Source organism: Clostridium sp. J1101437_171009_A5 (assembly GCF_015547905.1).
In the GTDB taxonomy this organism is placed as follows: Bacteria; Bacillota; Clostridia; order Oscillospirales; family Oscillospiraceae; genus Pseudoflavonifractor_A; species Pseudoflavonifractor_A gallinarum.
Genome location: NZ_JADMVY010000001.1, coordinates 337805 through 357340, shown reverse-complemented (window position 1 = coordinate 357340; position 19536 = coordinate 337805). Strand labels below are relative to the sequence as shown.

General features: G+C 64.5%; 19 protein-coding genes. 11 read left to right on the top strand and 8 right to left on the bottom strand.

Annotated elements, in window-relative coordinates; translation table 11 throughout:
• Positions 1-170: 170 nt before the first annotated feature.
• From I2C21_RS01830 to I2C21_RS01805, 6 genes are all read left to right on the top strand, one after another.
• Entirely contained in the window at positions 171-1094 is a 924-nt protein-coding gene (locus I2C21_RS01830; protein WP_353654760.1) for a metal ABC transporter substrate-binding protein, read from the top strand.
• A complete protein-coding gene (locus I2C21_RS01825; RefSeq protein ID WP_193536395.1) occupies positions 1091-1858 on the top strand; it encodes a metal ABC transporter ATP-binding protein in 768 nt (255 codons plus the stop codon). Before I2C21_RS01830 ends, I2C21_RS01825 begins: the two co-directional genes overlap by 4 nt.
• A gap of 1 nt (position 1859) precedes the next feature.
• The gene (locus I2C21_RS01820) at positions 1860-2708 is read left to right on the top strand and encodes a metal ABC transporter permease (protein WP_101693584.1); all 849 of its coding nucleotides are present in this window, start codon (positions 1860-1862) and stop codon (positions 2706-2708) included.
• 21 nt (positions 2709-2729) lie between these two features.
• Entirely contained in the window at positions 2730-2882 is a 153-nt protein-coding gene (locus I2C21_RS01815; RefSeq protein WP_193536397.1) for a hypothetical protein, read from the top strand.
• Between the two features lie 17 nt (positions 2883-2899).
• Entirely contained in the window at positions 2900-3769 is an 870-nt protein-coding gene (locus tag I2C21_RS01810) for a patatin-like phospholipase family protein (protein ID WP_195278345.1), read from the top strand.
• A 141-nt stretch (positions 3770-3910) separates the two neighbouring features.
• Positions 3911-5278, top strand: a complete 1368-nt coding sequence (locus tag I2C21_RS01805) for a citrate/2-methylcitrate synthase (protein ID WP_193536399.1) — start codon at positions 3911-3913, stop codon at positions 5276-5278.
• Positions 5279-5352: 74 nt separating this feature from the next.
• Here the strand turns inward: I2C21_RS01805 and I2C21_RS01800 are convergent, their stop codons facing one another.
• The 8 genes from I2C21_RS01800 to spoVAD all read right to left on the bottom strand — a co-directional run bounded on the left by I2C21_RS01800 (position 5353) and on the right by spoVAD (position 11146).
• On the bottom strand, positions 5353-6648 hold the full coding sequence (locus tag I2C21_RS01800) for a polysaccharide deacetylase family protein (RefSeq protein WP_195278344.1): 1296 nt from the start codon (positions 6646-6648) through the stop codon (positions 5353-5355).
• 183 nt (positions 6649-6831) lie between these two features.
• Positions 6832-7338 (bottom strand): Gx transporter family protein, encoded by a 507-nt coding sequence (locus tag I2C21_RS01795; protein ID WP_193536401.1) that lies wholly within the window; start codon positions 7336-7338, stop codon positions 6832-6834.
• Positions 7339-7369: 31 nt separating this feature from the next.
• A complete protein-coding gene (locus tag I2C21_RS01790) occupies positions 7370-8242 on the bottom strand; it encodes a 4Fe-4S binding protein (RefSeq protein ID WP_207730555.1) in 873 nt (290 codons plus the stop codon).
• Positions 8235-8381, bottom strand: a complete 147-nt coding sequence (locus I2C21_RS01785; RefSeq protein WP_180956887.1) for a CD1871A family CXXC motif-containing protein — start codon at positions 8379-8381, stop codon at positions 8235-8237. Before I2C21_RS01785 ends, I2C21_RS01790 begins: the two co-directional genes overlap by 8 nt.
• The gene (locus I2C21_RS01780) at positions 8378-8974 is read right to left on the bottom strand and encodes a TlpA family protein disulfide reductase (RefSeq protein ID WP_101693578.1); all 597 of its coding nucleotides are present in this window, start codon (positions 8972-8974) and stop codon (positions 8378-8380) included. Before I2C21_RS01780 ends, I2C21_RS01785 begins: the two co-directional genes overlap by 4 nt.
• A gap of 81 nt (positions 8975-9055) precedes the next feature.
• On the bottom strand, positions 9056-9613 hold the full coding sequence (gene yfcE / locus I2C21_RS01775; protein WP_195278342.1) for a phosphodiesterase: 558 nt from the start codon (positions 9611-9613) through the stop codon (positions 9056-9058).
• Positions 9614-9751: 138 nt separating this feature from the next.
• A complete protein-coding gene (spoVAE, locus tag I2C21_RS01770) occupies positions 9752-10120 on the bottom strand; it encodes a stage V sporulation protein AE (RefSeq protein WP_101693576.1) in 369 nt (122 codons plus the stop codon).
• Positions 10121-10132: 12 nt separating this feature from the next.
• A complete protein-coding gene (spoVAD, locus tag I2C21_RS01765) occupies positions 10133-11146 on the bottom strand; it encodes a stage V sporulation protein AD (RefSeq protein WP_193536407.1) in 1014 nt (337 codons plus the stop codon).
• Between the two features lie 215 nt (positions 11147-11361).
• Between spoVAD and I2C21_RS01760 the strand changes: the two genes are divergently transcribed.
• The 5 genes from I2C21_RS01760 to I2C21_RS01740 all read left to right on the top strand — a co-directional run bounded on the left by I2C21_RS01760 (position 11362) and on the right by I2C21_RS01740 (position 19521).
• On the top strand, positions 11362-11970 hold the full coding sequence (locus I2C21_RS01760) for a hypothetical protein (protein WP_101693574.1): 609 nt from the start codon (positions 11362-11364) through the stop codon (positions 11968-11970).
• A 23-nt stretch (positions 11971-11993) separates the two neighbouring features.
• On the top strand, positions 11994-12740 hold the full coding sequence (locus tag I2C21_RS01755) for an acyl-[acyl-carrier-protein] thioesterase (RefSeq protein WP_195278341.1): 747 nt from the start codon (positions 11994-11996) through the stop codon (positions 12738-12740).
• A gap of 58 nt (positions 12741-12798) precedes the next feature.
• Entirely contained in the window at positions 12799-14274 is a 1476-nt protein-coding gene (guaB, locus tag I2C21_RS01750; protein ID WP_101693572.1) for an IMP dehydrogenase, read from the top strand.
• A gap of 431 nt (positions 14275-14705) precedes the next feature.
• On the top strand, positions 14706-18035 hold the full coding sequence (locus I2C21_RS01745) for a PD-(D/E)XK nuclease family protein (protein ID WP_195278340.1): 3330 nt from the start codon (positions 14706-14708) through the stop codon (positions 18033-18035).
• A gap of 46 nt (positions 18036-18081) precedes the next feature.
• On the top strand, positions 18082-19521 hold the full coding sequence (locus I2C21_RS01740) for an alanine/glycine:cation symporter family protein (protein WP_193536411.1): 1440 nt from the start codon (positions 18082-18084) through the stop codon (positions 19519-19521).
• Positions 19522-19536: the final 15 nt, after the last annotated feature.

Sequence of the window (19536 nt, the reverse complement as noted above, 5' to 3'; positions counted from 1 at the left end):
AAAAGAAAAATGCACAGGCGACTCATGTGAGTCTCTGTGCATTTAATAATAATGGGGGCGAGCATATTTGGACCCTAAATCAGGATTTTACAAATCCGGGCAAATAGGATATAATAAAGTGTTATAAATCCCTATAATTCCCTATAAGACCTAGATTCTGAGGTGCTTGCGTGAAAAAAACTTACCTGGCAGGCCTGGCGGCCTGCGCACTCCTGCTGACCTCCTGCGCGCCTGCGGGGGAGGGGAAGCAGGATCTGCCCACCGTAGCGGCCACCACCTGGCCGGTCTACTGCTTTGCCTCCGCGGTGGCGGAGGGCGTGGAGGAGATCCGGGTGGTGCCGGTGGTGAATCAGCCCATGAGCTGTCTCCATGACTATACCCTGTCCATCCGGGACATGAAGGCCCTGGACGGGGCCGACCTGATCCTGGAAAACGGCGTGGGGATGGAGGACTTCATGGCGGACGCGGTGGCCGCGTCCAGAACGCCGGTGGTGGACTGCTCTGCCGGCGTGGAGCTGCGCCACCTGGACGAGGACGAGGAGGGCCATGTCCACGAGGAACACGAGGGGCATGACCACGGCGAGTATGACCCCCACATCTGGATGGACCCGGAGCGGGCCGCCGTGATGACCGGGACCATCGCCCAGGCCCTGGCCCAGTGGGACCCGGACCATGCCGAGACCTACTATACCAACGCCCAGGCGGCCCAGGAGAAGCTGTATACCCTGGCGGAGGAGGGGCGGGAGACCCTGTCCGGCCTGACCAACCGGGAGCTCATCACCTTCCACGACGGCTTTGGCTATTTTGCCGAGGCCTTTGACCTGCACATCCTCAAGGCCATTGAAGAGGAGGAGGGGAGCGAGACCTCCGCCCGGGAGTTCAAGGAGCTGGTGGAGCTCATCCGCGCCGAGGAGATCCCGGCGGTCTTCACCGAGGTCAACGGCTCGGACGCCACGGCCCGGGCGCTCTCCCGGGAGACGGGGGTGACCAGCGCCCCCCTCACCATGATCATGAGCGGAGAGGGGAGCGGCCTGGACCCCTACCTGGAGGCCATGGAATCCAATCTTGAGACCATTTTGGAGGCACTTGCATGAGCGTACAGAAACATCAGAATGCCGGAGAGGGGTGCACGGGCGCCTGCTGTCTCCGGCTGGACAAGCTGGGGGTGGACATCGGCGGAGACTCCATCCTCCACGACGTGAGCTTCCACCTCCACTGCGGGGAGATCGTGGCCCTCATCGGGCCCAACGGCGCGGGAAAGAGCTCTCTATTCCGGGCCATCCTGGGGCAGATCGGCCACACCGGCAGCATCGACTTCCAGCAGGCCGGCGGGAGCCGGACCCGCCCCCTCATCGGCTATGTGCCCCAGAGCCCCAGCTTTGACCGGGGGGACCCGGTGAGCGTGCTGGACTTTTTTGCGGCGGCCATCTCGGACTGGCCGGTCTTTCTGCCCACACCCCGCCGGCTGCGGGAGCGGGTGCGCGGCTGTCTGGAGCGGGTCCACGGGGCCTCCCTCATCGACAAGCGCCTGGGGGCCCTCTCGGGCGGTGAGCTCCAGCGGGTGCTGCTGGCCCTGGCGCTGGAGCCGCTGCCCCACATCCTGATCCTGGACGAGCCCCTCTCCGGCGTGGACATCGACGGGGAGCGGCAGCTCCTGGACATGCTGGATGAGATCCGGCGCAGCTATGATCTCTCCATCCTCCTCTCCACCCACGACTTTGCTACCCTGGAGCAGTTTGCCGACAAGGTGGTCCTCCTCAAGAGCAGCGTGCTGCGGGTGGGCCCGCCCCGGGAGGTCCTCACCTCGCCGGAGTTCCGGGAGGTATTCCATCTGGATCTGCGAAAGGAGGGGATGTAACATGGAGCTGTGGTATGCTCTGGTAGAGCTGCTCCCCTTTGAGTGGGCCCAGCCGGACAGCATGTATTTCATGAAAAACGCGCTGCTGGCCATCCTGGTGATCTCGCCCCTCTTTGGCCTGCTCTCCACGATGGTGGTGGAGAGCCGGATGTCCTTCTTCTCCGACGCGCTGGGCCACTCGGCCTTTACCGGGATCGCCATCGGGTCCCTGTGCGGTCTGGCCGAGCCCATGTGGTGCGCGGTGGTCTTTGCGGTGATCTTTGCCGTGCTGTTTACCTACGTCCGCCGGCACACCAACCTGGCCAGCGACACGGTGATCGGGGTCTTTTCCTCCACGGCGGTGGCCCTGGGCATCTTCATCGCCACCTTGGGCGGGGGAAGCTTTACCAAATTCAACGCCCTGCTGGTGGGCGATATCCTGAGCGTGGAGCCGGGAAAGATCGGCCTCCTGGCGGCCATCCTGCTGGTGGTGGTCGTGCTGTGGGTGTGCTCTTTCAACCAGCTGATGCTCGCCTCGGTCCATCCGGCCCTGGCCGACAGCCGGGGCATCCGGGTGTTCTGGCAGGAGAGCCTCTTTGCCGCCGCCATCGCCGTGGTGGTGACGGTGTCCATGACCTGGGTGGGCCTGCTGGTCATCAACTCACTTCTGGTGCTGCCCGCGGCGGCGGGGCGGAATCTGGCCCGGAACCTGCGGCAGTATCATCTCTTCTCGGTGGTGGGCGCCCTGGCGGCCGGAATTGCGGGGCTCTTGACCTCCTATCAGGTGGGGGCCTCCACCGGCGCGTGCATCACCCTCTATCTGGCGATCTATTTTGCGCTGACCTTCTGTTTCCGCACCCGGCGGATGTAAGAAAAGAAGGGGGAACACTTCATGAAACAACGGCAGAGTCTTCAAATCGTCCTGGTCCTGGTGCTGCTGGCACTTTTGGTGGGCGCGCTGTCCTACTGGGATGGACAGCACCGGAGGGAAGGGCCCCCGGGCCAGACCTCTGCCGTCTGTAGGACGGTCCCAGCCGTGGGATAGAAAGAAGGAATGAAACCATGAAAACGGGAATCGTGCTGGAGGGCGGAGCGCTGCGCACCATCTTCTCCAGCGGCGTGACGGACGGCCTGCTGCGGGGCGGGGTGGACTTCTCCTATGTGGTGGGGGTCTCCGCCGGGATCGCCTACGGGGTGAGCTACCTCTCGGGGCAGTTCGGGCGGAATCTGGAGATTCTGACCCGCTATGCCAACGATAAGCGGTATATGAGCAAGCGCAACCTCCTCCGTCCGGGCAACCACTGCTACTTCGGCCTGCGCTTTACCTATGAGGAGATTCCCAACCGCCTGGTCCCCTTTGACTATGAGACCTTTGCCGCCTGGCCCGGAAAGGCCGAGGCGGTGGTCACCAACCTGGAGACCGGGCGGCCCGAGTACCTGGAGGTCCCCCGCCGGGACGACCAGTTCCTGCTCTTACAGGCCACCTGCGCCATGCCCCTGCTCTTTCCCATCTACGAGCTGAACGGGATCAAGTGCCTGGACGGCGGGGCGGCCGACGCCATCCCCTTCCGGCGGGCCTTCCAGCAGGGATGCGACCGGGTGGTGGTGGTCCTCACCCGGGAGCGGAGCTACCGCCGACAGCCGGAGAAGCTCCAGCCCCTCATCGACCTGCGCTATCACAAGTATCCCCATTTCTGCGAGACCATGCGCCGCCGGGCCGAGACCTACAACGCCGACCGGGAGGAGCTCTTCTGCCTGGAGCGGGAGGGAAAGGTCCTGCTGCTGGCCCCCGAGGACACCCGTGGATTCTCCCGGGTGGAGCGGGATGTGGACAAGATCCGCGCCCTCTGGCAGTCCGGCTATGACCAGGCCATGGAGCGCATGGAGGAGATCCGGGATTTTCTCGGTCTGGAGGAGACGGCGGGGCGGTAAAACGGTTTTGCAGGAAAATTTACAGGACCATTCATAATCTGGTAACATTTTCATGCTACAATAGACCTCAAACAATTGCGCCATAGGAGGCAAAAGTGTATGGTGCCGTGGAAAAAGTGCGCATAGAATGGAGGTTTTTGTATGGCGAGCAATCCGAATTACGGCGTCGTGACCGAAGAGATCCGGCGCTTGGCGGCCCTGACCCAAGAGAATAGTTGCATCAACCCGGATGACTACGTGCGTTATGACGTCAAGCGCGGTCTGCGGGACCTGAACGGCAAGGGCGTCGTGGCCGGTCTGACGGAGATTTCTGATATTGTGGCCAAGCAGGTGGTCAACGGTGAGAGCGTCCCCTGTGAGGGCAAGCTCTATTACCGGGGCATCAATGTGGAAGACCTGGTACAGGGCGTGCTGAAGGAGGGGCGCTACGGCTTTGAGGAGACGGCGTACCTTCTGATGCTGGGCCAGCTGCCCAATGAGGCCCAGCTCCGGGAGTTCCGCGGGCAGCTCTCCTACTACCGCACCCTGCCCAACAACTTTGTGCGGGACATCATCCTCAAGGCCCCCAGCTGGGACATTATGAACTCCCTGGCCCGGAGCGTGCTCAACCTGGCCTCCTATGACGAGGACGCCGACGACATCTCCCTGCCCAATGTGATGCGCCAGTGCCTCCAGCTGCTGGCGGTCTTTCCCATGCTGGCGGTGTACGGCTATCAGGCCTACAACTACAAGAGCGGCAGCAGCCTGTACATCCACGCCCCCCAGCCCGAGCACTCCACCGCCGAGAGCATCCTGGCCCTCCTGCGGCCCGATTCGGCCTACTCCTACTGGGAGGCCCACGTGCTGGACATCTGCCTGATGCTCCACGCCGAGCACGGCGGCGGCAACAACTCCACCTTTACCACCCACGTGGTCACCTCCTCGGGGACCGACACCTATTCCTGCATCGCAGCCGCCCTGGCCTCCCTGAAGGGCCCCCGGCACGGCGGTGCCAACATCAAGGTCATCCAGATGTTTGAGGACATGAAGCAGGTGGTCCGGGACTGGAAGGATGAGGACGAGGTGCGGGCCTATCTCCGGGCCCTGCTGGACAAGCGGGCCTTTGACAAGTCCGGCCTGATCTACGGCATGGGCCACGCGGTCTACTCCCTGTCCGATCCCCGCGCCAACATTCTCCACGGGATGGTGGAAAAGCTCTCCCGGGAGAAGGGACGTATGGAGGAGTATGAGCTCTACTCCCTGGTGGAGCGCCTGGGTCCCGAGGTCATCTCCGGCGAGCGGAAGATGTACAAGGGCGTGTCGGCCAACGTGGACTTCTACTCCGGCTTCGTCTATCACATGCTGGACCTGCCCCAGGAGCTCTATACCCCCCTCTTCGCCATGGCCCGCATGGCAGGCTGGGGCGCCCACCGGATGGAGGAGCTCATCAACATGGGCAAGATCATCCGGCCCGCCTATCAGTATGTGGGCACCCATCAGGATTACCTGCCCCTCAAGGAGCGGGACTGAGCGCCCAGACATCCATGAAAAAGCCCCCGGCTGTCCTCCCGCAACAGGGAGGACAGCCGGGGGTTTATTTGTACTCAGGCGCCGGGCTTCTGGATCTGGTCCAGGATGGAGGCCTTTTCGGCCCAGTTGTTGCCGTAGTCGGGGCGGTGGACGGTATCCATGATGTCCCGCACGTCATAGAACTGGGTGTAGTGGTGTCCGCCGTAGCGCAGGGTGGTCCCATCCGGATGGAGCCGGTCGCAGATGACGGCGGAGAGATCGTCCTTGATGTAGGAGAAGGAGTTGACGCCCACGCTGGCAAAGATCCGGAAGCCCTGGCTCTGGAGGTACTGGAGCTTGGGGCCGGTCTGATGCCAGTCGTCCCCGTCGGGGCGGGCGCCGTGGGGATAGAAGAGAATGTTGGTGGGACCCACCAGGGAGCCCACCTCCTCGGCCCAGCGGACGGTGTCCCGCTTGACCCAGTCCAGATCCACCTTGGAGGAGCCCAGGTTGATGTGGCCCCAGGTGTGGGAACCGAAGGTCCAGCCGGTGTCCTTGAGGCGCTGAATAATGGGCTTGACCGCCTCGATCTCGGCCTGGCGGTTGGCGTCAAAGGCGGGACGGCGGGGGTCGTCGGCGGCGATGTCGATGTCGTTCTGGGTGCGGTAGCCCAGGATGCCCTCATAGCCGGTGAGGGAGAAGCAGCCCTTAGCGCCGTTGAGGGAGAAGTCCGGGTGGGCCCGGACAAACTGGTCCAGAATGGGAGTGGCGTCCAGATCCTGGGTGAGGAAGGTCTCCTTGGTGTTGGGATCGGTGCACTCGGCCCAGATGTCCCCGTCCTCGCCCAGCACCAGCTTGGAGGTGAAGCCCTCGGCCAGCATGTACTCGTAGTAGTTCACATCGTCAAAGGAGAGGACCAGGGGCTTCTTGCCCTCGGGCAGCATGAGGGTGTTGCGCTGCATCCGGGACTCGCCGCTCTCGGTGGTGTACTCGCTCCACACATCGCACATGTTGACCAGGATGTAGTCCCGCCGGTAGAGCTCGTCCAGGATCTTCTTGAACTCGTCGGCGGTGAGCATCCAGTCGTCCAGGCCCTTCTGCCGGTTCTCCGGCACGGCGCTGGAGAAGGTGAACTCCGGATAGGCGATGACCGGGTGGAAGAAGAGATGCTCCACCACCTGGTTGGGGCCCCAGGCCTGGGTGAGCTGGTCCTCCGACCAGTAGGTGCGCACGGCCTCCTCCGGGTCGGGCGTGGGTGTGGGCGTGGGGGCCGGGGCAGCGGAGGCGCTCGGCTCCGGTCCGGGTGTTGCGCCGGGCTTTTGGCAGGCGGCCAGAGAAAAGGTCATCAGTAGGGCCAGAGAAAAGGCCGCGCCGCGTTTCAGGCAATTCATAAAGCTCGCATCCTCTCTTTATCATCTGTATTTCCGGAGGAAGGAGGAGAAGACGGCGTCCCAGGGGACGATGCTCCTCCGGCAGACACTATCATAGCGCGGAAAGGACCGAAAAAAACCACAAACAGGTTACAAATTCTTACGAAATTCCGTCGAATCGTGTAAGATTTGGAAAAGGTCCGGTCAGGCGGCGGAGAAGGGTGCGGGCACCCGCCGCACCAGCAGGAGGGAGACCGCCCCGGTGACCGCCCCTGTCACCAGAGAGCAGAGGAGCAGCGGGGCCAGATAGACCAGAGGGGCCCGGCTGCCCAGCACAGCCATGGCGGCCAGGATCTGCCCGGTGTTGTGGGCGGCGGCCCCGGCGATGGATACGCCGTAGAGGGAGAGGGCGGGGAGCCGGAACAGGAGGGCCATGACCCCCAGTGCCAGCAGTCCGCCGGTCAGGGAGAAGGCCAGGGCCATCAGATTGCCCCCCAGAAGGTTGCCCAGGAAGCAGCGGGCCAGCAGGATGAGGAGAGCCTCCCGCCCGGAGAGGCGGCACAGGGCGTATACCGTCACCAGATTGGCCAGGCCCAGACGCAGGCCGGGCAGGGGGATGAGGATGGTCAGCGGGGCCAGACCCTCGGCCACCGAGAGGGCCAGGGCCAGAGCCGTCAGTACGGCGCAGCGGGTCAGTCGGGAAACAGACAAGGCGGGCGCTCCTTTCACAGCAGGGGAGAAATCAGGATCTGCCCCGGCAGGCCCTGCGCAGCTGGGCCGGGGTGGAGGTGATGGCGCCGGTGGGACAGGCCTGGAGGCAGTCGCCGCAGCGGATGCACTCCACGCTGTTGGGGCGCTGCCAGACCGGGATGTCCAGCTTACAGGCGCTCTGGCAGTGGCCACAGCTGGTGCAGCGGTTGGCGTCCACCTTCAGCCGGTACAGGGAGATGGGGTTCAAGAGGCCATAAATGGCCCCCAGGGGACACAGGTACCGGCAGAAGGGACGGTAGATCAGAAGAGAGAGCACGATCAGTAGGATGAGGAGCAGACTCTTCCAGGTGAAGAGAAACCCGAGGACGTCCCGCAGCATGGGATTGACGGCGGCCAGGGGCCAGCCGGCCAGCAGGGTGCCGGAGGGGCAGACGTACTTGCAGAACCAGGGGGAGCCCTGTCCGAAGGCGTCCACCGCAAAGAGGGGGAGCAGGATGACAAAGCTGATCAGCAGCAGGTATTTGATCCTGCGCAGCCATTTCTCCCCCGGCAGACGGCGCAGCTTCCGCACGAAGGGGATCTTGTGGAGCAGGTCCTGCACCAGGCCGAAGGGACACAGCCAGCCGCACACAAAGCGGCCCAGGGCCGCGCCGATGAACATCAGAAAGCCCAGCACATACAAAGCGGTCCTGGCCCGGCCGCTGGCCAGGGTGGACTGGAGGGCGCCCAGGGGGCAGGCGCCCAGCGCACCGGGGCAGGAGTAGCAGTTGAGCCCCGGGACGCAGTAGGCCTTGGAGGGACCCTTCCAGATGGTCCCGGAGGTAAAGCCCTGCACATAGCCGTTGGTGAGGGCGGTCCAGGCCAGCTGGACCCAGGTCCGGAGACCGCGGCGCTTCTTATCCAATGCCCACACACTCCAGACAGAGATTCACGGCCTTCATAAAGACCGCGTCCCGTCCCCCCAGACGGGTGCCCACCACCATCAGGGCCGCCCCCAGCCCCAGCACAAGCAGGGTGGGGAGAAAGGCGCGCACGTTCTTCACTGCACTTCCTCCAGGGTCTCCTCAATGACGGCGGCCCACTGGTCCTTGGTCTTGGCCCCCATGTAGAACTTCCCCACCTGGTTGCCCTCAGAGTCCACAAAGAAGGTGGAGGGCAGGGCATAGATCTGCCCCAGGATGGGATAGAGGCTCTCCGAGGGGAGGAGATTGGTGTAGGTGACGCCCGAGCCCTCCGCGATGGTGCGGGCCTCCTCCACCTGCTCCGGATTGAGGGTGCCGTCCTGGTTGAGCACGTCGCTGACGATGCCCACGATCTGGAAGCCCTGGTCGGCATACTCGGTGTGCAGCTCGGCCAGCGCGGGCATCTCCTCCTTGCAGGGGGGACAGAAGGTACCCCAGACGTTGATCATGGTCAGGTCATAGTCGGCCAGGATGGACTGGTCCACCGCCTGGTCGTTCAGGTCGGTGGCGGTAAAGACGCTGAGGACGCCGCTCTGTTCCTGGGCCGTATCCTCCGCAGCGGCAGAGGGCGAGGGGGAAGGAGAGGGCGAGGCGGCGGTGGTTCCGCCGCCGCAGGCGCTCAGGGTACAGGCCAGCAGCAGAGCCGAGGGGAGCAAGAGTCGGGGAAATTTCATAAAATACTCCTTTTGATCTGGAATAAATGGGGGATTGCGGTAGTTTGATTCTACCACAGGGGAGCGGGAACGTCCATGTCTTTACCGGGCGGGGGACATGGACCAGGCCTGAAAGACGTGTCCGTCCTCCAGGTCCTTCCACTGGAAGCGGCCGTCCTCCAGCAGCAGGACGCTGTGGGGGCTGTTCTCTTTGGGGATGGAGACCGAGCCGGGGTTGAGATAGGTAAAGACAGGCCCCTCCACACAGACCGGGACGTGGGTATGTCCGTGGAGCAAAATGTCTCCGGGCTGGAGCTTGGGCGGATGATCCAGATGAAACTGGTGCCCGTGGGTGGCGAAAATCAGGTGCTCCCCCTCCTGGAGAAGGGCATAGTCGGCCAGGACGGGAAAATCCAGCACCATCTGGTCCACTTCTGCCTCGCAGTTGCCCCGGACGCACAGGATCTGGGAGGCGAGGGGATTGAGCATGGCGATGACCGCCTTGGGGGCATAGTCCCGGGGCAGGTCGTTGCGGGGCCCGTGGTAGAGCAGGTCCCCCAACAGGAGCAGCCGGTGGGCGCCCTCGGTGTGGAAGGCGTCCAGCAGGCGGGCTGTCCAGTAGGCCGACCCGTGCAGGTCGGAAGCGATGAGCCATTTCATGAGCGGATACTCCTTTGCGTTGGAATACGATTGAGTATACCACAAAGACATGGGGAAAGAAAAGAGCGCCTGTCCCCCAAACGGGTGGACAGGCGCTCAGCGTGCGTGAATAGGTTCGACCGCTTTCTCAAACAGGCTTTAGGACTTTGGCTTGGGCTTGAAGAGAAGGGCCACCAGATAGCCGAAGAAGATGGCGGCGGTGATCCCTCCGGCGGCGGCAGTGATCCCGCCGGTGAGCGCCCCCATCACGCCCTGTTCCTCCACCGCCTTGCGCACGCCCTTGGCCAGCAGATAGCCGAACCCGGTCAGGGGGACGGTGGCCCCGGCGCCGGCAAAGTCCACCAGATGTTCATAGATCCCCAGCCCGCCCAGGACCACGCCGGAGACCACATAGGTCACCAGGATCTTGGCGGGCGTGAGGGAGGTCTTGTCAATGAGCAGCTGTCCGATCAGACACAGGACGCCCCCGCACAGAAAGGCGCGGGCATATTCCCAAAAGAGATCCATATGCATTCCTCCTCAGACCTGGGTGGAGATGGCCACCGCGTGGCAGATGGCTGGGATGCTCTCCCCCTGCATGGTGGAGGTGGGGGAGAGGAGGGCGCCGGTGCCGCAGAACAGGATGTGCTTCCACCGGCCCTGGAGCATGCCGTTCAGAAGATGGCCCGCCAGCACCACCGCGGAGCAGCCGCAGCCCGAGCCGCCGCAGTGGACGTCCTGCCCCTCCAGATCGTAGATGAGCACCCCGCAGTCCACCAGGTTTTTCAGATCCACGCCGTCCCGGTGGAAAAAGTCCAGCACGATCTCATGTCCCAGCTTGCCCAGATCCCCCGTGACGATGAGATCGTAGAAGGAGGGCTTGCGCCCCGTGTCCGAGAGATGGGTGCGGATGGTGTCGTAGGCCGCCGGGGCCATGGCGGCTCCCATATTGGCTGGGTCCTGGATGCCCTTGTCCACGATCTTGCCGGTGGTGACATGGGTCACATAGGGGCCGCTCCCCTCGGCGGTCAGGATGAGCGCGCCCGACCCGGTCACCGTCCACTGGGCGGTGGGGGTGCGCTGGCCGCCGTATTCCAGGGGGGTGCGGTACTGCCGCTCGGCGGAGCAGAAATGGGAGGAGGTCACGGCGGCCGTCAGGGTGCCGAACCCCCCGTCCAGCAGCATGGCCGCCAGAGAGAGGGACTCGGACATGGTGGAGCAGGCCCCATACAGGCCGAAAAAGGGGACGTCGGTCCCCCGGACGGCAAATCCGGTGCCGATGCACTGGTTGAGCAGGTCCCCGGCCAGGATATAATCCAGACAGGAGGCGGCCTTTCCCGCCTTCTCCAGGGCGGCGGACAGGGCCAGACGCTGCATGGCGCTCTCGGCCTTCTCCCAGCTGGTCTCGCCGAAGGTGTCATCCGCGCCGATCTGGTCAAAGGTGGCGGCCAGCGGCCCCTCGCCCTCTTTTTTTCCCACCACGCTGGCAAAGCCGGCGATGGAAGGAGGGCGCGTCAGAGCCACGGTCTGCTTGCCCCGTCGTTTGCTGTTCATGCCTTTCGCCTCCAAATGTTGTTCTCGGGCCTAGTTTGAACAAAAAGAAAGGGTCTTATGCACGTGGATTTTGTGGGGGGGACGTCTGGTCAAAGCGGGATGTTTCGAGTATAATATTTTTATCCTGTGCGGCCGCGGAAGACAGCGGGCACTCCTTTTGGGGGGAGTGCATGCGCGGCGCGGCGGCACTGCTTTTGTGGAAAAAAGGAGTTTTTATGGCGGAAGAGAAACGAACCATTGCCTATATCTGTCCCGCCTGCCGGCAGAGCGTGATCCTGGAGCGGAGCGTGTTCCAGCTGGCCGCGGCCCCCAATGAGCTGCCCTGTCCCTGCGGGAAATCGGCCCTGCGGGTGGAGATGATGGGAGATCGGGTGCATTTGACCGTGCCCTGTGTCTCCTGCGGAGGCGAGCACCGGGTGACCTGCGCCAGCCATGACTTTCTCCACCGGCGGGGACTGGCCTTCTCCTGCGGGAAGTCGGGCCTGGACTGCTGCTATGTGGGCGAGGAGGACACCGTGTTCGGCGCGGTGCGCCGCCTGGAGGAGGCCGTGGACAAGCTCCACCGGGAGGCCGGCGAGCGGGGCGCGTTCCTGGATGAGATCGTCATGCACGAGGTGCTCTCCGAGATCCGGGACATCGCCAAGCGGGGCGGGATCTCCTGCTCCTGCGGCGGCAAGGAGTGGAAGCTACAGGTCAATTACAGCTCGGTGGACCTGGTCTGTGCCGCGTGCGGGGGCGATCTGCGCATCCCCGCCGCCACCGAGAGCGATATTGAGGACATCTGCTGCAAGCACACCCTCCGCATCCACGGACGCCGGGCGTGACGGCGGAAAGAGGAGGGAAATATATGTATTTCACCTATGAATATACCATTGACTCCCGGGATACCGATCCCTTCAACCAGTGCCGCCCCTCGGCCTTGCTGGGGCTTTTGCAGGAGGCGGCCACCGAGGCGGCCGTGGCCCTACACGTCTCCCGGGAGGAGACGCTGGAGCGGTACAACTGCTTCTGGATGCTGGCCCGGATGTGGTACCGGCTGGAGCGGCCTCTCCACTGGAACGAGACCGTCACGGTAAAGACCTGGCACCGGGGCGGCAAGGGGGCCTCCACCTACCGGGACTATGACCTGTATGTGGACGGGGTCTATGCGGGCGAGGCGGTCTCCACCTGGGTGCTGGCCGATCTGGAGACCCACAAGCTCCTGCGCCTTTCCAAGGTGCCCGAGTTCACGGGGACCGACGGGGGAGAGCTGTGCAAGGAGCGCACCCTGGGCAAGATCCACCTGCCCGCGGAGATGGCCCTGGCGGAGGAGCGGCGCATGCACTACAGCGACGCTGACGTCAACCGCCATGTGAACAACAGCAAATACGCCGATTTTATCTGCGATGCTTTGCATATGGAGAAGCTGGGCGAGGGGAAGTTCCTCTCGGAGCTCCAGGTGGGATTTCTGGCGGAATGCCTGCCAGGCGAGACCATTGAGGTCTATACCGGCACGGAGAACGGCATGTGGTATGCCCACGGCTCCGACCGGGATGGAAAGAGCCGGTTTGACGCGGCCCTCACCCTTGCGCCCCTTCCGGAAACGGAGGGTTGACAACCTTCGACACAGATAGTAAAATAGGAAAAATTCATTGCAGATAAGGAGATGCACTATGGTCAATACGGATGCAAGCCAGAAGTTTACCAAGCAGGGGCTCACCTTCGATGATGTGCTCCTGGTGCCTGCTGAGAGCAACGTACTCCCCGCGGACATTGACCTGACCACCAAGCTCACCAAGAAGATCACCCTGAACATTCCTCTGATGAGCGCCGCTATGGATACCGTGACGGAGTACCGCATGGCGATCGCCATCGCCCGGGAGGGCGGCATCGGCATCATCCACAAGAACATGTCCATCGGCGCCCAGGCGGAGCAGGTGGATATGGTCAAGCGCTCGGAGAACGGCGTTATCACCAACCCCTTCTGGCTGGCGCCCGGCCACACGCTGGCCGAGGCCGACGAGCTGATGGCCAAGTACCGCATCTCCGGTGTGCCCATCTGTGACAACGGCCGTCTCATCGGTATCATTACCAACCGCGACATGAAGTTTGAGACCGATATGAACCAGCTCATCGACAACGTGATGACCAAGGAGAACCTGGTCACCGCCCGGGAGGGCATCACCCTGGAGGAGGCCAAGGAGATCCTGCGCCGCCACAAGATCGAGAAGCTGCCCCTGGTGGACGAGAAGGGCAACCTGAAGGGCCTCATCACCATCAAGGACATCGAGAAGGCCAGCGTCTACCCCAACTCCGCCCGTGACGAGAAGGGCCGCCTGCTGGTGGGCGCCGCCATCGGCGTCACCTCCGACGTGATGGACCGCGTCTCCGCCCTGGTGGACGCCGGCGCCGACGTGCTGGCTCTGGACTCCGCCCACGGCCACAGCCACAACATTCTGGAGTGCGTCAAGCGCATCAAGGCCCTGTACCCCGACGTGCAGCTCATCGCCGGCAACGTGGCCACCGCCGAGGGTACCCGTGCCCTCATCGAGGCGGGCGCCGACTGTGTGAAGATCGGTATCGGCCCCGGCTCCATCTGCACCACCCGCGTGGTGGCCGGTATCGGCGTGCCCCAGATCACCGCTGTGTATGACGCGGCCTGCGTGGCCGCCGAGTACGGCGTGCCCATCATCGCCGACGGCGGCGTGAAGTACTCCGGCGACATCGCCAAGGCCATCGCCGCCGGCGCCAACGTGGTCATGCTGGGCTCCCTGCTGGCCGGCTGTGAGGAGTCCCCCGGGGACACCGAGGTCTACCAGGGCCGTCAGTTCAAGGTGTACCGCGGCATGGGCTCTCTGGGCGCCATGGCCTGCGGCTCCAAGGACCGCTACTTCCAGCAGAACAACAAGAAGCTGGTGCCCGAGGGCGTCGAGGGCCGCGTCCCCTACAAGGGACTCACTGGCGAGACCATCTATCAGCTCATGGGCGGCCTGCGCGCCGGTATGGGCTACTGCGGCTGCCCCACCATCGCCGATCTGCAGCAGAAGGCTCAGTTCATCCAGATCACGGCGGCCGGTCTGCGGGAGTCTCACCCCCACGATATCTACATCACCAAGGAAGCTCCCAACTACACCGTCAGCCCCCAGTAAACGCAAACACAAGGGCCCGCGCCAGGCGTTGGCGCGGGCCCTTCCGCATGTCGGACAAGTCCGACATGCTTCTCAAAAATGCGAGCATTTTTTCGAGAGGATGCAGGCCGCTGCATGCATCGTCGGGTCAAAGTCCGCACCATTCGCCCCGGCCTGACAGCCAGGGCTCATTTCACTCCCTTGCCCCTCCTCTCCCAAACAAACCCGCTTCGCTGGGCTTCGTTTGGGTTCCTGGGAAGGGGCGCACGCTTGCGGCCTGAGGGGTGTGTTTTCCGACGTACACGCCGCCGGAAAACACGCTTTGTCTCTCTTCCGTTGTCTGCGGACAACGGAACTCTGCGAGGCTTTTGCAGTGCAAAGGGCAGAAGTACACGTTATTGACAGTCTGGAGGGGCGGCCAGAGGCCGCCCTGCGGAAGGAGGAGGTCCAGTATGCTGCATCTGTTGTTGAGCCGGGGAGGAGGCGCGGCCTCCGGCGAGCTCTTCCGGCGCATTCGGGAGAGCGGGGGGGAGCGCCCCCAGATCCTCATCGTGCCGGAACAGCACTCCCACGACAGTGAGCGCCGTCTGTGCGCCGCCGCGGGGAACCAGGTCTCCCGCTATGCGGAGGTCCTCTCCTTCACCCGGCTGGCCGGGCGGGTCTTTTCGGTCTACGGAGGAGTGGCCACCCCGGCGCTGGACGCGGGGGGACGGCTCCTGCTCATGTATGCCGCCCTGCGGCAGATTGCCGACAAGCTCACGGTCTACCGCCGGCCCTCCCGCAAGCCGGCCTTTTTGACGGGTCTCCTCTCCACAGTGGATGAGCTCAAGAGCTGCTGCATCTCTCCCGAGGCCCTCTGGGAGGCCGGGGAGGAGACCGGCGGGGGCGAGGGGGACAAGCTCCGGGACATCGCCCTGATCTTCGGGGCCTATGAGGCCCTCACCCAGCAGCAGGGGGCCGACCCCCGGGACCGCCTCACCCGGCTGGTCACCGCCCTGGAGGGGAGCGGCTGGGCCCAGGGAAAGGACTTCTATCTGGACTGCTTTACCGACTTCACGCCTCAGGAGCGCCAGGTGCTCGCCGTCCTGCTCCGGCAGGCCCGGTCGGTGACGGTGACCCTCACCTGTGACACCCTGGAGGAGGGGGACGGAGAGGGCGGACTCTTTACCACGGCCCGGCGCACCGCCCGGCAGCTCCTCTGCCTGGCCCGGCAGGGGAGAGTCCCCGCCGATACCCAGGTGCTGGAGGGGAGAGGGGAGCGGAGCCCGGCCCTCCAGGCGGTGGAGGAGGAGCTCTTCGCCCTGCGCCCGGGCGAGGCCAGAAGCGACTGGGAGGGGATCTCCCTCTTTGAGGCGGCCGCCCCCTACGCCGAGGTAGAGCGGGCTGCCGCCGGGATCCTCCGCCTGGTCCGGGAGGAGGGCTACCGCTTCCGGGACATCGCGGTGACCGCCCGCTCCATGGAGCTCTACGGCCCCCTGATCGAGACGGTGTTCGGGCGCTATGGAGTGCCTGTGTTCCTGGGGGAGATGAGCGACATCCTGCAAAAGCCGGTACTCTCTCTTATCACAGCCGCCCTGGATACGGTGGCGGGGGAGTACCGCTATGAGGACCTTTTCCGCTATCTCAAGACCGGGCTCACCGACCTCACCGACGAGGAGCGGGACCGGCTGGAGAACTATGCCCTCAAATGGAACCTGCGGGGCGGGCAGTGGACCCAGAAGGGGGACTGGACCATGCACCCCCAGGGCTACGGCCTGTCCTGGAGCGAGGAGGACCGCGCCGCCCTGGCAGAGCTCAACGCCCTGCGCCGGAAGGTGACCGGGCCCCTGGAGAAGCTCCGGCTGGGGGTGGACCGGACCGGCCGGGGACAGACCATGGCCCTCTATCAGTTTTTGGAGGAGATCGGCCTGCCCCAGCGCCTTCTGGAGCGGGAGGAGGCCCTCCGCGCCCGGGGAGAGCCCGCCCTGGCGGAGGAATACCGCCAGCTCTGGGACATCCTGTGCGACGCCATGGAGCAGTGCGCCCGCATTCTGGGCGATCTGCCGCTGGAGGGGGAGGAGTATGCCCGGCTCTTCTCCCTGGTGCTCTCCCAGTACAGCGTGGGCTCCATCCCGGTCTCCCTGGACCGGGTCCACGCCGGGGAGATGCCCCGCCTGGCCCACAAGAGGTGCAGGGCCCTCTTCCTGCTGGGGGCGGACGACGCCTCCATCCCCCAGGCCTCCCCGGGGCCGGGCCTGCTCAACGACGACGACCGGAGCCTTCTGGCCTCCTTCGGGCTGGAGCTGGCCCCCAGCCTGCCCGACCGGCTGGACCGGGAGATGACCACGGTCTATGAATCCCTGTGCATTCCAACGGAGCGGCTCTCGGTGAGCTGGCCGGCCGCCGGACCGGAGGGAGAGGAGCGCCGTCCCGCCTTCCTGGTGGGCCGCCTGCGGGGGATGTTCCCCGGCCTGGGGGTGGAGCGGGAGAGCCAGACGGGCGGGACCTTCCGCCTGTGCGCCCCCCGGCCCGCCCTGGAGCTGGCCGGGCGCTATCCGGAGGTGGAGGAGGCCCTAGAGGAGCTCCCGGAATACGCTCCGCTGGTGGAGCGGATGAAGCGGGCCGCCGCCCTGGAGCGGGGGCACCTGTCCCCCGCGGCGGTGGCCGCCCTGTACGGACAGCAGGTGCCCATGTCCGCCTCCCGCATGGACAAGTTCAAGTCCTGCCACTTCTCCTATTTCATGCAGTACGGCCTCAAGGCAAAGGCCCGCCGCCCGGCGGGCTTCCAGGCCCCGGAGTACGGCACCTTTGTCCACTATGTGCTGGAGCACGTGCTGCGCACCCTGACGAAAGAGGGCACCGTCCCCGTCCCCCGGGAGATGGAGCAGGAGGAGCTGCACGCCCTGAGCCGGTCGGTGGTGGAGCGGTATGTCCGGGAGAAGCTGGGCGGCCTGGAGGGGGAGTCCCCCCGCTTCCGCTACCTCTTCCGGCGTCTGCTCAAGTCGGTGTACGCCGTGGTGGAGAACGTGGTGGAGGAGCTCTCCCGCTCCGACTTCCAGCCCATCGCCTTTGAGCTGGGCTTCGGCCAGGGGAAGGACCTGCCGCCGGTCCAGCTGAAGGTGGACGGCCTGACCGTGAGCATCTCGGGCTTTGTGGACCGGGTGGACGGCTGGGTGGACGGGGACAAACTCTGTCTCCGGGTGGTGGACTATAAGACGGGGCGGAAGTCCTTCGACCTCACCGACATCTGGAACGGCATGGGGCTTCAGATGCTCCTCTACCTCTTCACCCTGACCGAGGAGGGGAAGGAGCGCTTCGGGAAACATATCGTACCGGCGGGGGTGCTCTACCTGCCCGCCCGGGACGCCGTTCTGGCGGGGAGCCGCTCCATGAGCGAGAGCGAGCGCCGCCGGGCCATGGACCGGGAGCTCCAGCGCAAGGGGCTCATTCTGGACGAGCCGGAGGTGCTCTCGGCCATGGAGCACGCCGGGCCGGAGGGGATCCGCTTCCTGCCCGTCAAGGTCTCCAGCCGGACGGGGGCCATCACCGGCGACGCCCTGGTCTCGGCCGAGCGGCTGGGCCGGCTGGAGCGCCACATTTCCGCCATCCTCCGGGAGATCGGCGCGGAGCTGGCGGCCGGAAAGATCGCCGCCGATCCCTTCTGGCGGGGACCGGACCACAACGCCTGCCAATGGTGCGACTACGCCCCCGCCTGCCACTTTGAGGAGGGGCGGGGCGAGGACCGCATCCGCTACTTCCCCACGGTAAAGGGGGAGGATTTCTGGCGGAAGCTGGGGCTGTGAGGTCCCACACGATTTTGCAGATCAAATGTTTTAAGGAGAGAAGTATATGACCACCTGGTTCAACTCGCTGTTAGGAGAGCTGAGCAACTTTCTGTACACCTATATCCTCATCGCCCTGCTGGTGGTGACGGGACTCTATTTCACCTTCCGCACGAAGGCGGTGCAGTTCCGCCTCTTTCCTGAGGCCATCCGGGTTTTGGGGGAGAAGAAGCGGGACGGAAAGGACATCTCGTCCTTCCAGGCCCTGATGATCTCCACCGCCTCCCGGGTAGGGACGGGCAACATCGCCGGCGTGGCCACCGCCATCGCCACCGCCACCGCTGTGGGCGGATACGGCGCGGTGTTCTGGATGTGGCTGCTGGCGCTGGTGGGGGCGGCTTCCGCCTTTATCGAGAGCACCCTGGCCCAGTGCTATAAGGAAAAACACGGAGAGGATTGGGTGGGCGGTCCCGCCTACTATATCCAGAAGGCGCTGGGCAGCCGGAAGTGGGGCGTGGTCTTTGCGGTGCTCCTCATCGCCTGCTTTGCCTACGGCTTCAACGCCCTCCAGGCCTTCAACGCGGGCACTTCCCTGAAATACTATATCCCCCACTATGCCGACTCGATCTGGCCTCTGGTGGTGGGCGGCATCCTGGCCGCCCTCACGGCGGTGAGCATTTTCGGCGGCGTGCGCCGCATCAGCGCCATCACCTCCGGCCTGGTGCCCGTCATGGCGGCCGTCTATATCGCCCTGGGCCTCTTCATCACGGTCAAGAACATCGGCCAGGTGCCCGCCATGCTCTCCATGATCTTCCAGCAGGCCTTTGATCCCAAGGCCATGTTTGCCGGTCTGGGTGCCTCCTGCATCATGCAGGGCGTCAAGCGGGGACTCTACTCCAACGAGGCGGGCATGGGCTCCGCCCCCAATGCGGCGGCGGCGGCCGACGTGTCCCACCCGGTCAAGCAGGGCCTGGTGCAGATGCTCTCGGTCTTTATCGACACCATCCTCATCTGCTCCACCACCGCCTTCATGCTGCTCCTCTCCGGGGTGCCCATCGACCCGGCGGTCAAGGACATGGGCTACGTCCAGGCGGCGGTGCTCAACCAGGTGGGAGAGTTCGGACCCCTCTTCATCACGGTGTCCATCTTCCTCTTTGCCTTCAGCTCCCTGGTGGGCAATTACTACTACACCGAGACCAATTTCAAATTCATCCGGGATTCGAAAACCGGACTCAACCTGTTCCGGGTAACCTGTGTGGCCGCCGTCTTCCTGGGGGCCCAGATGGACTTCTCCACCGTGTGGAACCTGGCCGACGTGCTCATGGGCCTGATGGCTCTCGTGAACCTGGTGGCCATCCTCCTGCTGGGCGGACAGGCCCTCCGGGTCCTGCGGGACTACAACGAGCAGCGCCGGGCGGGAAAGAACCCGGTCTACCGGGCCAGCGAGGTGGGGGTGGGCGACCCCGAGATCTGGAACGAGGAACACGCCCGAAAGTGGGAGGAGTAAGCCCCTCCCTTGCAT

Coding starts and splice junctions, on each gene's coding strand:
- I2C21_RS01825 (WP_193536395.1), top strand. CDS start 1,091: ATGAGCGTACAGAAACATCAGAATGCCGGAGAGGGGTGCACGGGCGCC.
- I2C21_RS01820 (WP_101693584.1), top strand. CDS start 1,860: ATGGAGCTGTGGTATGCTCTGGTAGAGCTGCTCCCCTTTGAGTGGGCC.
- I2C21_RS01815 (WP_193536397.1), top strand. CDS start 2,730: ATGAAACAACGGCAGAGTCTTCAAATCGTCCTGGTCCTGGTGCTGCTG.
- I2C21_RS01810 (WP_195278345.1), top strand. CDS start 2,900: ATGAAAACGGGAATCGTGCTGGAGGGCGGAGCGCTGCGCACCATCTTC.
- I2C21_RS01805 (WP_193536399.1), top strand. CDS start 3,911: ATGGCGAGCAATCCGAATTACGGCGTCGTGACCGAAGAGATCCGGCGC.
- I2C21_RS01800 (WP_195278344.1), bottom strand. CDS start 6,648: ATGAATTGCCTGAAACGCGGCGCGGCCTTTTCTCTGGCCCTACTGATG.
- I2C21_RS01780 (WP_101693578.1), bottom strand. CDS start 8,974: ATGAAATTTCCCCGACTCTTGCTCCCCTCGGCTCTGCTGCTGGCCTGT.
- yfcE (WP_195278342.1), bottom strand. CDS start 9,613: ATGAAATGGCTCATCGCTTCCGACCTGCACGGGTCGGCCTACTGGACA.
- spoVAE (WP_101693576.1), bottom strand. CDS start 10,120: ATGGATCTCTTTTGGGAATATGCCCGCGCCTTTCTGTGCGGGGGCGTC.
- spoVAD (WP_193536407.1), bottom strand. CDS start 11,146: ATGAACAGCAAACGACGGGGCAAGCAGACCGTGGCTCTGACGCGCCCT.
- I2C21_RS01760 (WP_101693574.1), top strand. CDS start 11,362: ATGGCGGAAGAGAAACGAACCATTGCCTATATCTGTCCCGCCTGCCGG.
- I2C21_RS01755 (WP_195278341.1), top strand. CDS start 11,994: ATGTATTTCACCTATGAATATACCATTGACTCCCGGGATACCGATCCC.
- guaB (WP_101693572.1), top strand. CDS start 12,799: ATGGTCAATACGGATGCAAGCCAGAAGTTTACCAAGCAGGGGCTCACC.
- I2C21_RS01745 (WP_195278340.1), top strand. CDS start 14,706: ATGCTGCATCTGTTGTTGAGCCGGGGAGGAGGCGCGGCCTCCGGCGAG.
- I2C21_RS01740 (WP_193536411.1), top strand. CDS start 18,082: ATGACCACCTGGTTCAACTCGCTGTTAGGAGAGCTGAGCAACTTTCTG.